At 74.3% G+C, this 15,586-nt stretch carries 9 protein-coding genes; 5 read left to right on the top strand and 4 right to left on the bottom strand.

All coding sequences use genetic code 11. The annotated features are described in order from the left end of the window. Positions 1–75: 75 nt before the first annotated feature. Positions 76–2,535, bottom strand: a complete 2,460-nt coding sequence (locus tag WMF39_RS19230) for an ABC transporter substrate-binding protein (RefSeq protein WP_437746945.1) — start codon at positions 2,533–2,535, stop codon at positions 76–78. Positions 2,536–3,056: 521 nt separating this feature from the next. Next, a complete protein-coding gene (locus WMF39_RS19225; RefSeq protein ID WP_437746944.1) occupies positions 3,057–3,335 on the bottom strand; it encodes a type II toxin-antitoxin system Phd/YefM family antitoxin in 279 nt (92 codons plus the stop codon). Between the two features lie 149 nt (positions 3,336–3,484). On the opposite strand from WMF39_RS19225, the gene WMF39_RS19220 reads away from it, so the two are divergent. After that, positions 3,485–7,906, top strand: a complete 4,422-nt coding sequence (locus WMF39_RS19220; RefSeq protein ID WP_437746943.1) for a hypothetical protein — start codon at positions 3,485–3,487, stop codon at positions 7,904–7,906. Between the two features lie 27 nt (positions 7,907–7,933). Here WMF39_RS19220 and WMF39_RS19215 read toward each other — a convergent pair whose 3' ends face one another. Both WMF39_RS19215 and WMF39_RS19210 read right to left on the bottom strand, forming a co-directional pair. Beyond that, the gene (locus tag WMF39_RS19215) at positions 7,934–8,965 is read right to left on the bottom strand and encodes an OmpA family protein (RefSeq protein ID WP_437746942.1); all 1,032 of its coding nucleotides are present in this window, start codon (positions 8,963–8,965) and stop codon (positions 7,934–7,936) included. 228 nt (positions 8,966–9,193) lie between these two features. After that, entirely contained in the window at positions 9,194–10,240 is a 1,047-nt protein-coding gene (locus tag WMF39_RS19210; RefSeq protein ID WP_437746941.1) for an RNA polymerase sigma factor, read from the bottom strand. Between the two features lie 117 nt (positions 10,241–10,357). On the opposite strand from WMF39_RS19210, the gene WMF39_RS19205 reads away from it, so the two are divergent. The 4 genes from WMF39_RS19205 (at position 10,358) to WMF39_RS19190 (ending at position 15,536) form a co-directional block, all read left to right on the top strand. Further along, positions 10,358–10,903, top strand: a complete 546-nt coding sequence (locus WMF39_RS19205; protein ID WP_437746940.1) for a L,D-transpeptidase family protein — start codon at positions 10,358–10,360, stop codon at positions 10,901–10,903. A 105-nt stretch (positions 10,904–11,008) separates the two neighbouring features. Continuing rightward, a complete protein-coding gene (locus WMF39_RS19200) occupies positions 11,009–11,434 on the top strand; it encodes an EVE domain-containing protein (protein WP_437746939.1) in 426 nt (141 codons plus the stop codon). 32 nt (positions 11,435–11,466) lie between these two features. Further along, positions 11,467–12,189 (top strand): hypothetical protein, encoded by a 723-nt coding sequence (locus WMF39_RS19195; protein ID WP_437746938.1) that lies wholly within the window; start codon positions 11,467–11,469, stop codon positions 12,187–12,189. A gap of 857 nt (positions 12,190–13,046) precedes the next feature. Beyond that, the gene (locus WMF39_RS19190) at positions 13,047–15,536 is read left to right on the top strand and encodes an efflux RND transporter permease subunit (protein WP_437746937.1); all 2,490 of its coding nucleotides are present in this window, start codon (positions 13,047–13,049) and stop codon (positions 15,534–15,536) included. The last annotated feature ends 50 nt before the right edge of the window (positions 15,537–15,586 follow it).

The following is a 15,586-nucleotide window of genomic DNA, read 5'->3' as shown; positions in this document are numbered from 1 at the left end:
CTCGTCGATGAGGCCACGGCACAGGCCGGCGCGTCAACGGGGACCTAGCCGGCCCAGCGGCGCCGTCAGGGCGCGTCAGGGCACGCCTAGCCGCCCCGGCGCCGGGAACTCGAGCTCCGGAAACGCGGTCTCGTTCGACGGGTTGTCGCGCCAGCTCGGGTCGTTCCACAGCCACTTCACGAGCTGCACGCCGCGCGAGTTGCCCTTGAACCCCTTGACCCACGGCTTCACCAGCGTCGACTTCGTGTAGAAGTAGAGCGGCAGCTTGGGCATGCGGTCGAGGGCCCGCTTCTCCGCCTTGCGGAACGCCCGGATGCTCTCCTTCGGATCGGCCGTCGCCGCGGCGGCGCGCATCAGATCATCGAACTCCTGGTCGGCCCATCCGGTCCGGTTCTGCGGGCTGTACGAGAGCAGCGTGCCGAGCCACGTCGCCGGGTGGTTGTACTCGCCGATCCAGCCGAACCGCACGACCTGGTAGTGACCGTCGCGCACGTTCTTGAGCATCACCTTCCACTCCTCGTTCCGCAGCGTGACCGAGACGCCGAGGTGGCGCTTCCACATGTCCTGGACCGCGACCGCGATCTGCTTGTGGCCCTCGCTCGTGTTGTAGAGGAGCTCGAGCGCCGGGAAGTTCTTCGCCCGGTACCCGTCGCCCTCCCGGACGACCTCGTACCCTGCCTCGGCGAGCATCGCGCGGGCGCGCTCCGGGTTGAACGCGACCTCCGGCGACGAGAACGGATCGACCCCGAGCTTCCTGTCCTCGGCGACCGCCTCGTCGTAGCCCGATCCGGTGTAGTCCGGGACGTAGTGCGTGGCCGGCGTCTGCCCCGCCCGCGTGACCTTCTCGACGATCTGCCGCTTGTCGACCGCGAGGTTGAGCGCCCAGCGGACGCGGGCGTCGTCGACCGGCGGCTTCTTCGTGTTGAACTCGAACCAGTAGATGGAGAGGTACGGGTACCGCTGGAAATCCCGCTTGGTCGACAGCCAGTCCATGTGCTCGGCGGGGAGCGAGGTGTTGTCGCCCAGGTAGTCGAGATCCCCCGCCTTGTAGATGTTCATCGTGGCATTGTAGAGCTCGACCTCCAGCCACACGACGCGGTGGATCTTCAGCTTGTCGTGGTTCCAGTACATCGGATTCCGCTTCATCGTGATCTCGTAACGGAACTTCCACTCATCAAGCGTGTAAGGGCCGTTGACCACGATGTTCTCGGGGCGGAACCAGAGCTCGGGCTCGCCGCGCTTCTCGAACGCCTCGATCACGTCCTTGCGCACGGGGAAGAGCGTCACGTAGCTCGTGAGATCGGTGAAGTAGGGCGTGGGCTGTTCCAGCTGCACGTCGAGCGTATGGTCGTCCCTTGCCCGGACGCCGACAGCGCCGTCGTCCTCCACGAGGAGCGCGTCGGGCACGAAGCCCACGGGGGGCTCGCCCTGCGCGGCGCTGCCGGAGGGCGGCGCCGCGGCGTCGTACGTGGGGAGGCTCGTGTGCGGCGTGACGACGGCGTACGCCTCCGACCGGGGCGCGGCGCCCGCGCTCTCCTTGCCCGGGTTGCCGGCGTTGCCCGCGGGGGGGACGAGCGCGCAGCCCGGGAGGAAGCCGCGCGCGCCGCCCCGCTCGATCTCGAACCACCGGTCGGCGGCGCCGTTGCATTTGCACGGCGGGCCCACGCGGACGATGTCGACGACGGCGCCCTGCCAGCCGCCGCCGGGCGCCGAGCCGAGCGGCGCCGCGCCGCCAGCGGCCGCGTCGCCCCCTGCCGCGCCGCCTCCTGCCGCGCCGCCTCCTGCCGCGCCGAACGAGAGCCGATCGCTTGCGCCGCCCTTCCCGTCGCCCTTCGCGAACGTCACGGCGGCGGATCCCTCCGGCAGCGCCGCGAGGGGCGCGATCGCCGTGTCCACCTGGATCGGCGAGCGCGCCAGCACCACGACGAACGCCCCCTTCGGCAGATCGAGCGCGGATGGCGCGTCGGGCCGGGGGGCCGCGCGGAGCGGCGCGGCCTCGCGCAGCGCCTTGAGCTTGCCGAGGCTGAACAGCTCGCCGTTCTTGAGGACGTAGAGGTTCGTCGCGGCGAGCGAGGCCGTGGAGGGGCGCAGCACCCGCTTCCACGCGTACTCGAAGTCGTGCGCCGTGACCGGCTTGCCGTCGGACCAGCGCGCCTCCGGCCGCAGGTGAAACCGGAAGAGCCGGTTGTCGTCGCTCTGCTCCCAGTGGGTCGCGACCCCCTGCACCGGGCGGAGGTCGCCGGCGCCGTAGGTCGTCAGCCCCTCGAACATCTGCTGCACCAGCGTGGAGCTCGCCGAGTCGTTGGACTTTCCTGGATCCAGGTACTCGGGCTCGCTGCCGTTGTTGATGTAGATCGTCTCTGTGTCCTTGCCGACGCGCGCGGTCGTCCCGGCATACCCGCCTTCGCCCTCGCTGCACGCCGAGAGCGCGAGGATCGCGAGCCCGAGCGCCGCGGAGGCGCCGCGCGCCCCGCAACCGGCGCTCCCGCCGCCCCCCGCGCCGCCGGCACCTCGTCGCTCCGAAGCCCGTCGCATAGCGCGCGCGTAGCACGGCGCTCCGGAGGCAGGAAGACAGGGGCTACCCGGTCCGGACGCCGCACCGGACGTAAGGCTCCGCGGCACCTGTCCCCGACGGCACGATCGATCGACGACAGCGAGGAGAATCGACGACCGCTGCGCGATCACCGGCGCCAGAGCGCCTGCAAATCGAACGAGAGCTGGCGATGGTGCTTGATGGCCAGCAGATGGATCCGCTCACCGCTGAGCGCGTAGAGCAACAGGTACTCACCAGCGATGTACTCCCGCAGCGACGCGTCGGAGCCGAGGCGGCGCTTCAGCGCCAGGATCCGCGCCTCGACCTCTGTGGAGTGTGGCGCTCGCGCAAGGAAGTCGAATCCGATCAGGGGGCGAGACTTCCAGGCTCGGGATCACGTCGTCGAAGACGAGATCCAGAAGATCGCCGAAAGCGGAAGAGAGCCCCGTCTCCTCGAGAAACCGCCGGATCTCGTCCAGGTTCCGCTCGAAGTTCTCGGTGACCCGAACGGTGGCGCGGCGACTCATCGGCCGTGCTTGGCGCGGAGCTCCTCCACGCTCATCGTCCGCCCGGCCTCCATATCGTCGAGTCCCCGATCCGCCTCCTCCAGGAGCGTGAGGTGAATGTGCTCGCGTTCGAGGCGGTGATAGTGGTCTAGCCTGCGCGCGTCGACGAGGGCGATGTAACCCTCCCCGTTCCGCGTGAGGATCTTCTCGTGACCCGCGCGAACCTCGTCTGCGAGCTCCGTGAGCCGGGCCTCCGCCTGGCTCAGCGGAACGATGTCCTCGGGAGAAATCGCCATGCGGTGCCCCTGTCGCGTCGAGGTGCAACGATCTGGTAACGGATCCTCGGGGACATCGCAACCTGGCGGGGTGCGGGGCGGCCGACCTCCTCCGTCCGCGAGACGATCGCGGCCATGCCGCGGTCTTCGTGTAAGGTCGCGCGCGCGCCATGCTGCACGATCGCGTGTCCTCCTCGCCGCGCGCTCTCCCGCTCTGCTCCGCGCTGCTCCTCGCGCTGCTCGCCGCAGGCTGCGGCGGCGCGGCCTCCCCGGGCGCCACGCCCCCGAAGGCCGCCCAGTGCGATCCTGCGCACCTCGACGCGTGCGAGCGCGCCCTCGCCGCGGCGCTCGCGGAGGGCCGGCCGCCGCGCGAGCTCGCCCTCGGCTACGTCGCGGCCCGCGCCGCCCGGGACGCCGACGACCCGTGGGCGCTCGTGCTCCGCGACCTCGACCGGCGCGGCGGGACCGGGCCGCGGGCCGCGGTCGTCGTCGAGGCCGGCGCGGAGGCCACGGCCGCGGCGCGAGCGCCTGCGGCCGCGGCGGAGGCGAGATGGATCCGCGCCGCGCCGCTGCCGCCCCCTGGGGCCCTCGCCGCCGACGCGCTGCTCCTCGCGCTCGGCGAGGCCCTCGGGTACGAGCACCTCGTCCACGCGCGCGCCCGCCACGGCGTCGTCCAGCTCTTTCCGGCCGATCCGCTCGCGCCGTTCATGGCCGGCCTCGCGCCGATCGCGCGCGGCGACGCGTCGCTCTCGCGGGTCGCGGACGACATCGCGCTCGCCGCGCTCGTCCGCCGCGCCTTCGGCGCCGCCGGCCGCTTCCGCTACGTCGAGGCCGCGGCCGCGGCCGACGCCCTCGCGGCCGCGGTGAAGGGGCGCGACCCGAACGACGAGCCGGTCCTGCGCGGCCGCTACGCGCTGCAGCTGCTCGCGACCGCCGGGGTCGCGCTCGAGGAGGCCGAGGACGACGCTCCCTTCGCGCCCTCGGCCCCCCGGCTGGACCCGCCGCCCGCGCCGGGCGACACGCCTTACGGCGACCTCCTCCGCGTGCGCACGGCCCGGGACGGCCGCGCCGTGTGGCGCGCCCGCGGCGCGGCCCTGCTGCGGGCCGTCCCCGCGGACCGGCGCGCCGCGCTCGACGACCTGCTCGGCAAGGCCCCCGGCTGCGGCCGGGACGTCGCGCCCCCCATGGAAGGCCCGCGCGACCTCGTGTTCGCCGCGGCGCTCGCCGGCGCCCTCGCCCCGGGCGACCCTTCCGCCGCGCCCGCGAGCACCGCGGCGGCGCCGGGACGGCGCCTCCCGCTCGACGCGTGGCTGCCGCGCTACGAGGCGCTCGTCCGCGCCGTCGAGCAAACGAGCACCGCGTGGGCCCACGCGCCCGCCCTGCTCCACGAGCGCAGCCCCACGCCCGCCGCGAGCCAGGCAGGCAGCGCGGGCAGCGCCGTCCACCGCCGCGCCACCGAGCTCGGCCTCGCGCACCTCGCCGCGCTGCGCGCCCTCGCGGAGGCCGAGCCGCGCCGCTACCGCGCGCTCGCGCTGATCCCCCTCGCCTACAGCCCCGGGGTGCTCGCCGACGAGCCCCTCCGCGACGCCATCGTCGACCTCACGCAGATCGCCGTGCAGCGCCGCATGGCCGAGGCGCACGACCCGGAGGCCGTCCTCGGCGCGGCGCTCGCCGGCGTCTTCGCGGGCATGGCGTACCCGCCCGAGGTGCAGCCCCCGCACTTCCTCGCCCTGCAGGGCGCGCTCACCGCCAAGCTCCGCGGCGAGCTCACCGAGCAGGCTGGATGGGGCGTCGCCGGCCTCTACGCCGCCGACGCGCTGTACCGGCTCGCCTCCGGTCAGGCGCCGGATCTCGCGTTCTCGTCCGCGCAGATCGAGCGCGCGCTCGCGCCCGCCTCGGCGCTGCCCTACCCCGGCCTCGCGGCGCTCGCCGCGAGCCTCTCCCGCTACGCCGCGCTCGGCGCCGCCGGCGCGCTGGATCCGCAGGCGACCGGCGCAGCCAGGCTCCCCCCGGAGCGCCGGCAGGCGCGCGACGCGCTCCGGCGCGCCGTCGCGGGGCTCGCGGCGCGCGATGCCGAGGCCGGCGCCGGCGCGGCCAACGCCGCGGAGGCGCCCCCTCCCGAGCTCGTCGAGGACGTCACCGCGCTGGCCGACGGCGTCCTCGCCGTGCTGCTCACCGAGCGCTCGCGCAAGCCGCCGCCGGCCGGGGCCGCCTGCGCCGCCGGGCGCGGGCCGAGCCCCGAGGCCCGCCGCGCCCTCGCGCGGCTCGGCGACGTCCGCCGGCGGATCCTGCTCGCGCCGCGGTACAGGCAGGGCGACGGCCCGTGGGCGCGCCGGGCGCGGCTCCTCGTGACGCTCCTCTCCGACGCCATCGATCTCCTCTCGGCGCCGCCGCGCGCCGCCGGCGCGCCGGCGCGCGCCGCTCCGCCACGCTTCACCCTGCCGGCCGCGGACGCCGAGGCCGCCGTCGCCGCGGGCCTCTCCGGCTGGGTCGACCATGACCTCGCCGACGCGCTCACCGGCGGCCACGCGCTCGCCCGCGCGCTCCTCGAGTCGTCCACCGCGGAGCGCTTCGCCGAGCGGAGCGGCGCCCCGCTCGGCCGGGTGCTCCGCGGGCTCTCCGCGGCGTTCCGCGACGATCCGGCGCGGAGTGGCGGCGTCGGACGAGGCCCCGCCGGCGGCGCACTGCTCGACGCGCTCGCGTCGCTCCCCGCCGCGCGCGACGGCGGCGGCGATCTGCGGGGCCTGTTCGTCGGCTACGCCCGCGCGTTCTCGGCCCTCGGGCTGCGCGACCAGGCCGACCTCGCGCTGCTCGCCTCGCTCCTCGGCGCCGCCGTGCTGGGCGGGCCGCCGTCGCCCGACGCCATCGCGCTCGCGAACGACAGCGGCAGCCGGGTCGCCTGGGCGCTCTCGTACCTCGGCGAGATCGCGAAGGCCCGGGCCGGCATTGCCCCGGATCCGTCGGCGTACGCTGCCGCCATGAGCAAGGCGTCGGACGACGCCTGCCAGGCGGCCGACACCGGCGACGTGCTCGCCCTCGTCGGCGCCGTGCGCGACTTCGCCGGCGGCCGGCGCGCCGAGGCGCGCGACGCCCTCGACCGCGTCCTCGCCGCCGCCGACGCCCGCGGCCTGCGCGTGCCGCGCATGACCTACCGCTACGAGGAGAAGACCGCGACCCGCGTCTTCTCGCTCAGCTTCGACGTCTCGTACGGCGCCGGGCTCCTCGAAGGGGCGAACGGCTTCCAGCTCGGCCTCGGCCTCCGCACCCGCGGCGAGCCCGAGGGCTCCCTCGCCGCGGCGCTCGCGCCCGAGGGCTCGCCGCGGAGCGACGAGGACGCGGCGCGCGCGTACGTCAGCGCCGCGGCGCTCGCGGCCGCCTACCACTTCCTCGAGGGCGACGCCGAGCGCGGCACCGCCGCGGCGCGCCGGGCCATCGCCGCGCTCTCGTTCGGCCTCCGGCTCGGGCGGCGGGCGCTGCGCCCGGACCAGCCGCTCGCCTGGGGCCGGGACGCCCGCGCGCTGCTGGCGATCGACGCCCAGCTCGCGGCCGAGGCCGGTCACCCCTTCCTCGCCGGCGACCTCTGGACGCTCGTCCGCGGCCTCCTGCCGCCGGACGCAGACGACGCCGCGGTCGCGGCGCTCCTCGATCCGCTCCCGGCCGGCCTCGCCGCGGTCCAGGGGCTCGACCCGCTCGTCGCGAGGACCGCGCGCTCGCTCGCCGCGGTCGCCAGGCCGCTCGCGTGCACCGAGGCCAGGGTCGAGCTCGGCGGCTACGAGGAGCCCGCCTGCGACGCCTACCCGCTCGCGCTCTCGCTGCGCATCGCCGACGTCCTCGGCAAGCTGCCGCACCTCCAACGACGGGCGCGCGCGGGCAGCGCGGCCGCGTGCCCTGCCCTGCGCAGCCTCGACGGCTTCCTCACGGCGGCGGAGCGGGGGACGTACGATCCCGACGCGTTCACGGCCGCCGTGGAGGCGCTGCGGCAGAGCGGCCGGCTCTACGACGCCGGCGTGATGCTGGCGCGGCAGCGCCGCGAGGGGCACTGCGGCCCGGTCGTGCTCGCCGCCGCGCGCGCGCTCGGCCGAGCTCCCTCGCTCGGCCCAGCCCTGCGCGCGGATCTGCTCAGCGTCGCGGTGCGCTGCGCGGCCGCGGCGCTCGACGCGAGCGTCGTCGACGACCTGATGGCGCTCGACGGCGAGACGCGCTCCCTCCCCGACCTCGGCCGCAACCTGAAGGTCGTGCTCTTCGCGACGGAGCTCGCCGTGCGCGAGCAGCGCTGGGACGTCCTCTCGCGGCTCTCGAAGCAGCCCGACTTCGTGGGTCGATTCCGGGGCGAGGACGAAGGCGCGGCGGCGACCGCGCGCCTCATCGAGGCCGCTGCGGCCGTGCTCGCCGGCGAGCCTGCGCCGCGCGACGCCCCCGGAGACGGCGCGCGCGACGCGCCGTGCGGCGCGCCTCTCGCCGGCGATCGCGCCGCGCTGTGCGCCGAGATCCAGCGCCTGCGCCCGGGCGTGCTGCCCGAGCCGCAGCGCCGGCAGGCCGCGCGCGAGGCGCTCGCGAGCCTGCTCGCGGCCGCGCGCGGACAGGCTCGCTAGCCTGCCCGCTCGCGCGGCGACGAGCGCCTACTTCACGCTGGCGGGCTTCGTCTCGGCCGGCTTCGTGTCCGCGGGCTTCGCCGCGGCCGGCTTCGTGTCCGCGGGCTTCGCCGCGGCGGGCGCGGCGGGGGCAGGCGCGGCGGCGGCGGGCTGCGCTGCAGCCGGCGGCGCGGCGGCGGGCGCCGGTGCGGCAGGCGCAGCGGCGGGCTTCGCGTCCGCGGGCTTGGCGGCGGCCTTCGGGTCCACCGGCTTCGCGTCGGAGGCCTTCGCGGCGCCCTTCGGCGCGGTCGCGGGCACGCCGGCCGGCTTGAGGCCCTTGGTGGCGACCGCGGCGCAGGCGAGCTCGACGCCGGTGTCCTTGCCGTCGAGCCGCATGATCTTGATCTCGACGCGGCGGTTCTTCTCCTTCGCCTCCTCGGTCTCGCCCGGATCGGTCGCGCAGTGCGCCCCGTAGCCGGCGGCCCGCACGCGGTTCTTCTCGACCCCGAGCGCGGTGAGCGCCTTCACCACCGCCTCGGCGCGCTTCTTCGTGAGCGTCACGGTGGCGGCGTCGTTGGCGAGCTTCTCGGAGTAGGCCGCGACCTCGACGAACTGGATCTCCGGATGGTCCTTGAGGACCTGCGCGATGTTCGCGAGGAGCTCCTGCGACGCGGGCTCGATATCGGGCTTGCCGGCGGCAAAGGCGATCTTCTCGTTGAGCTTCACCTCGTTGCCGAGCAGCGCGACCCGCGGGACGTCCGGACAACCGTCGTCGTCCTTGTAGTTGTTCTTGACCTCGGCCTCGGTCGGGCACTTGTCGGCATCGGCCACGAGGCCGTCTCCGTCCGGGTCGGTCGACTTGCAGCCGTCCTTGGCGTCGGGCGGCAGGCCGTCCTCTTTCTCGGCGACGCACTTGTCAGCGCCGTCGTCGAGCACCCCGTCCGCGTCCGCGTCAGGGGGCGGCGCAGGCGGCGCAGGCGGCGGCGGCGCGGGCGGCGGTGCCGGCGCCTTCGCGGTCTGCTGCTGGGGCTCAACCGCGCAGCCGGCGCTCGCCGCGAGCAGGGACACTGCGAATGCCATTCCAAGCCATCTCGTCGTTCGCATCTCCTGGGCTCCTCTCCTTGGCGTCGTTGATGGCGCCGAGCGCCAGCGTGTTTAGACGACTACGCCGGAAACTGCGAGATGGATTCGTACGGCGGCGCGCGCCGCTCCCCCTCGGCATCGCGTCGGCCCCCCGCTCCGGAGGCGACGGCGAGCCGTCGAGTTCGGCTCGATCTCGGCGCGTCGTTCGCCCCTTGGCGCGAGCAGCTAGAGTTTCCCCGACGGGAAATCCATCTCGTCGGCCTTCGATTTCGGCGCTGCTTTCCTCGACTTGAGCATCTGTTCCTTGAGCATCTGCTCCGCTGGCACCGACGAGGTGGGCTTCTGTGCGGGCGGCGGCGCCACCTTCGGGCGAGGCTTCGGCGCGGGGCGAGAGTTGCTCTCGTCCTTCTTGTCGAGCTTCTCGTTGACGGGCGCCGGGGTCTTCTCCGTCGGCGCGCGGAGCGCCTCGAGCGCGCGCTCGCGCGCCGCGGCGACCTCGGGCGCGTCGCGGCCCGCCGGGTCGAGCCGATCCGCCTCGTCGAGCTGGTCCAGGCACCGGCGGAAGGCCGCCTCGTCGCAGGCGCGCAGCGCCTCGGCCCGCAGCGACCGCGCGCGCTCCAGCGCGTCGAGCGGCGAGGGCGGCGCGATGGGCGGCGAAGGCCCGTCGGGCGGCGCGCTCGGCTGCGGCTCGGGCAGGGGCGCGATCAACGGCGCGTCGCTCGTCGACCGCAGGAGCCGGGCGACGATGATCGCGAGGATGGCCAGCGCCGCGACCGCGGCGAGCTCGGCCATCCAGCGCTCCCGCATCCATCGCCGCATCCGCGACACGCGCTGCCGCACCCGGGCGGCGGGCACCTGCTCCTCGGCGGCGATGCTCTCGAGCTTCTCGCCTTCCCCTTCCCTGGCCATCCACGACAGCGTCTGCCGGGCGTCGCGGCTCGCGGAGGCCTGCTCTTCCGCCCAGCGCGCCAGCTCGCGCGCCTCGACGGGCGGCGGTCCGACCGGCAGGTCGGGCAGCTCCGTCGCGGCCTCCCGCGCCGAGCGCCGGTGGTGGTCGGCCACCTTGTGGCGCGCGATCCCGAGGAGCCAGCGCCGGAGCTCCGTCGGGTCGGCCGGGCGCCCCGGCGACGCGAGCGCGTCGCAGAGGACCGTCTGCACCACGTCGTCGACCTCGCCGCTCGGGACGCGCCGCCGCACGAAATCCTCGAGGGCTCGGCGGAGCCCCGGCTCTGCCAGGGGGTTCGTCGCGGGGCTGCGGTCCTCGGTGGTCATCGGCGTGCTCATCGACCCTGCATCGCGCCGCGGCCGCGGAGTGTGACGCGCCCGATCGAGAATACTGCAGGCCTCGACCGGGCGTCACACTCTCCAGCCCGGCGCCGACGGTCGGGCATGCTCCTCAGGCCCCCTCTTGTCCTCGCCGCGGCGTTGCTCGCCGCTTCCCTCACCCACACGGTCCCCTCCCTGACCGCCGCCCAGGGCGGTGCCCCGCCGGTCACCGAGATCCGGATCGACAAGAGCGAGCACACGCTCGATCTCGTCGCGGGCGGCAAGATCGTCCGGTCCTACCGGGTCGCCCTCGGGCCGGGCGGGCCGGGGCCGAAGCGCTACGAGGGCGACAGGCGCACCCCCGTCGGCACGTACCGCGTCGCGGGCCGCATCAACGGCCTGTTCCATCGGTTCCTGATCGTCAGCTACCCGAACGAGGAAGATCGCGCGCGCTTCGCCGAGCTCAAGCGGCGCGGCGAGGTCCCGCCGGGCCGCGGCGTCGGGCACAGCATCGGCATCCACGGCGTAGGGAGCGGCGGTGGGCGACAGCTCGCGGGCGTGCACAAGGAGAGCGACTGGACGCTCGGCTGCATCGCCCTCGACGACGACGAGATTGACGAGATCGCGCGGCGAACGCCGGACGGCGCCAAGATCGTGATCACCGACTGAACGGGCGGTGCTAGGGTAGCCGGTCAAATCGACGGGCTGTCCGTCGAGGATGAGAGCGCGACGGCGAGGCCGGCGCCGCCCTCGCGCCTGCCCTGGAGATCGTGCATGTCTCGCCGTTACTGGCTGATGAAGAGCGAGCCGCAGAAATATTCGTTCGCGCAGCTCGTGCGCGACGGCCAGACGATGTGGGACGGCGTCCGGAACTTCGAGGCCCGCAACAACATGCGGGCCATGAAGCAGGGGGATCTCGTGCTCTTCTATCACTCGAGCGAGGGCAAGGCGGTCGCGGGCGTCGCGCGCGTCAAGCGCGAAGCGTACCCGGATCCGACGGCCGACGCCGACGAGGACTGGAGCGTGGTGGACATCGAGCCGGTCGCGCCGCTCAAGGTGCAGGTGAGCCTCGACACGATCCGCGGCGACGAGTCGCTGGCCGAGATCTCGCTCTTGAAGCGGTCGCGGCTCAGCGTGGTGCCCGTCTCGAAGGAGCACTTCGATCGGGTGCTGAAGCTGGGCAAGACCAAGATCGCTTGACGCGCGGACCCGGGGAAACGACTAATCCCGTCGTGAACCTCCGCCCCGGAGCCCGACCCCTCGCCGTCTTCTTCCTCGGCAGCTTCCTCGCCAGCGCCGCGTGCGGCGGCCCGCCCGTGCCGTCCCCGATCGACGGGGAGCCGATCTGCCCCGATTTCGAGATCGGCGCGACGCGCGCGCACATGCGCGGTAGCCTTCGCTTCCCGGTCACGCTGACGGTGCGCGAGGGCAAGGAGCCGATCACCCGGACGACGCTCACCGGGCGCCGGTCCAAGGACGATCCGCCGAGCCGGATCCTCCTCTCCGACGAGGACGCCGAGTACGAGATCGAGTGGGCCCAGTGCGAGAACCAGCGCGCGCCCCGGACGCGCGTGGTGGCGCGCGAGTCGAAGGACGCCGCGGAGTACGCGTGCGGCAACGCGACCGTGTACAAGACCGACAAGCTCGTCACCCGGAAGGGCGACGCCGCGTCGCGCGCGGTCCACTTCGCGGCGCCCCCGAAGCCGGAGTGCTGGGAGAGCGAGCTCCCGCCCGCGCCCCCGCCGCCCGCGCCCCCCGCGGCACCCGACCAGCCGCCGCCGGACGCGGGCGCCGAGGCCGACGCGGGCGCCGCGCCGGTGGACGCGGGCGCGCCCCGAGACGCGGGCGCCGCGCCGGTGGACGCGGGCGCGCCCCGAGACGCGGGCTCAGGCGGCGCTGCGAAGCCTCGCCGCGCGGGGGCCGCGGACGCCGGCACGACCCCGCCGGGCCCCTAGTTCCGCCCGCCAGAGGTCCGGCCCGGGATCCGGAGAGAGTTTTCAACGCAAAGACGCAAAAAAACGATTTTTGTATTTTCGCGTCTTTGCGCTCTTCGCGTCTTTGCGTCGAATCTCTCTTCGTTTGCGAGGCAGATCCCTGGCGGGATTTGTGGCACGCGGAACCAGGGCCTGTTCGTATACCTCATGAGGTGATCGATCGGCGGGCCTGGCCGCCGGCGACACCCTAGCTGCCTTGGCCCTTGCGCGACGCGAGCAAGGCTTCACAGGCCCCCTCCGATCGCGCGAGGCCCGCGGGAGAGGCGTCGTAGGGGAGCGGACTCGACACGGGAGGCACGCCGGGCGCCCATCCCTGGAGGCAATGACGTCGAGAGCCGGCCACGAGCTCCCTGTAGTGCCGCTTTTTCGCCCCGCGAGGCGGGCGATCTCGTGACCGATCAGGCGGCGCACGAGATCGTCGTTGCGCATCCCGAACACCGCATCATGGTCAGCGGGGCCGTGGGAGCGCCCCCGGGCCCGGCGCGCCTCCGCGGCCACCTGGACCTCGGCGGCGCGCCGTCGCCGCGCCGCACACGACCGCTGTTCTCCGGGGCGCCCGTTCCCTAGAACGTGGTCCACCGGCGCTTTCACCCCGGCGCTTCCACCGTCCTTCCAACGTCCCTTTCCGCCCCGGAACCACACACCGTCTCATGTCCGCTCCGCCCATGCCACCGCCTCCGGCGCCCCGCCCGTTTCCTTCCCCTGATTCCCCTGATTCACACGAAAGCTCCGGTGAAGCTCCCCGCGAGCCCTCTCCCCGCCTCGCGCCGCCCTCGTCGCGCGGCGGCGGGCTCGCGTCGCGCCTCGCCGAGCTCCAGGTGAAGCGGCCGGCGCTGCCGCTGCTCGCGACCGGGATCCTCACCGTCATCGCCCTCTTCCTGGCGACGCGGCTCCATGTGCTGACCGGGTTCGAGTCGCTGCTGCCGGCGTCGCGGCCCAGCGTGCAGGAGCTCGACCGGGTCGCGGCCAAGACGGCCGGCGTCTCCACGCTCTTCGTCGTGCTCCAGGGCGGCGAGGGCACGCCCACCGCCGCGCTCCAGCGGGCCGCGGACGCGCTCGTCCCGGAGATCGAGAAGATCGGCCCCCCGTGGGTCGGCAGCGTCGAGGACGGGGTGCACGAGGCCTACCGCTTCCTCTCGCCGCGCGCCGGGCTCTACGTCGACCGCGACAGGCTCACCAAGCTCAGGGACGACATCGAGGCGCGTTACGCCTACGAGGTCAACAAGGCGACGGGCGCGCTGCTCGACGACGACGAGCCGCCCCCCGAGGTGAGCGCCAGCTCGATCGAGCAGAGCCTCGGCCTCCAGGGGGTCGACACGGGGCGCTACCCCGACGGCTACTACCAGTCGAAGGACGGCAAGACCGTCGTCGTCGCCATCCGCTCGAAGGTGATCGCCAGCGATTTCGCCGCCGGCTCCGAGGCGATCCGGCGCGTGAGCGAGGTCGTCGAGCGCGTGCGCCCCGCCTCGTTCGAGCCCGGGATCACCTACGGCCTCTCCGGCGATCTTCAGACCGGCATCTCCGAGTACGCGGCGATCAACGAGGACCTGACCGACGTCGGCGTCGCGGGCGCGGTGCTCATCGCCGCTGTCGTGTTCCTCTACTACCTGCGCCTGCGCACGCTCGTCGCCATGCTGATCACGATCGGCATCGGCGTCGCCTGGACGTTCGGCGCCACCCAGCTCGCGCTCGGCCACCTCAACATGGCGACCGGGTTCCTCTTCTCGATCGTCGCCGGCAACGGGATCAACTTCGGGATCATCTACATGGCGCGCTACCTCGAGGCGCGCCGCGGCGGCGCGAGCCTGCTCGAGGGCGTGCGCGTCGCCCAGCGCGAGACCTGGCTGCCCACGCTCACGGCCGGCTGCGCGGCCGCGGCCGCCTACGGCTCGCTGGTCGTCACCGAGTTCCGCGGGTTTCACGACTTCGGCCTCATCGGCAGCGCCGGCATGGTGCTCTGCTGGATCGCCACGTTCGTCGCGCTGCCGAGCATCCTCGCGGTGATGGACCGGATCGTCCCCCTCGAGCAGGAGTCGCCGGGCCTGCTCGGCAGGCTGCGCCGGCGCGCCCAGGGCGGCGTCGCGTTCGGCGCGCCGTTCGCGCGGCTCGCGTCGCGGAGCCCCGTCACGCTCACGCTCGCGGGCCTCGCCCTGGCCGCGGCCGGCCTCGTCGCCGCGGTGAGCTACGTGCGCGCCGATCCGATGGAGTACAACCTCCAGAACCTCCGCAACGACGAGGGGGCCCGCGCGGCGCAGATCCGCCTGAGCTCGCTCGCGGAGGAGATCACCGGCTACGTCGGCACCGACGGCATGGCGATCCTCGTGGACCGGCCCGAGCAGGTCGAGCCGCTCCGCGCCGCGCTCTACGCGAGGCGCGACGCGGCGCCCGAGGGCGAGAAGCCGTTCAAGGAGATCTACGCGCTCCAGGATCTGGTCCCGCGGGATCAGGCGGAGAAGCTCCCGCTGCTCCAGGAGATCAAGGATCGCGTCCTCAGGGCGCGGAAGCGCGGCCTCGTGAGCGACGAGGACTGGCGCCGCATCCAGGCGGTCATCCCGCCGGACGATCTCGCGCCGTTCGGGATCGACGATCTGCCGGCGGGCGTGGCGCGCGCCTTCACCGAGACCGACGGGACGCGCGGGCGCATCGTGTACATCAGCCCGATCACGCCCGAGAGCGTGCACGACGCGCACTACCTCTTCCGGTGGGCGGACGCGTACCGCGAGACGCGGCTCCCCGACGGCAGCGTCGTCCGCGGCTCGGGGCGCGCGGTCATCTACGCGGACATGTGGGCGGCGGTCATCGACGACGTGCCGCCGGCGGTGCTCTTCTCGCTGGCCGCGACGGTCCTCGTCGTGCTCGTCGCCTTCCGCGGCGGCCGCCCGGCGTTCGCGGTGCTCGGCGCGCTGCTCGTCGGCGTCTCGTGGATGGCGGGGTTGCTCGTGCTGATGGACGTGAAGCTCAACTTCCTGAACTTCATCGCCTTGCCGCTGACGTTTGGCATCGGCGTCGACTACGCCGTGAACATCGTGCAGCGGTACGCGCGGGAGGGCGCCGGCGGCGCGCTGACCGCGGTGCGCGAGACGGGCGGCGCCGTGATCCTCTGCAGCCTCACGACGACGCTGGGCTACCTCGCCCTGGTCCGCTCGCAGAACTACGCGGTGCGGAGCCTGGGCGTCGCCGCGGTCATCGGCGAGCTCGCGTGCCTCTTCGCGGCCGTGCTGGTCTTGCCCGCGGCGCTCGTCTGGCGCGACCGGCGGCGCCCGAAGGGCGAGGAGGCCTTCCTCGCGGTCGGCCGCCCCACGACCTGAGCGCGCCCGGCGTGCAGTGCGCTCGGGCGGCCGCCGTGCCGCGATGTTCG

Source organism: Sorangium sp. So ce1504 (assembly GCF_051521635.1).
Classification (GTDB): Bacteria; Myxococcota_A; Polyangia; order Polyangiales; family Polyangiaceae; genus Sorangium; species Sorangium cellulosum_B.
Note: the sequence above shows the minus strand (reverse complement) of the source record. Positions and strands in the feature narration are given on the sequence as shown.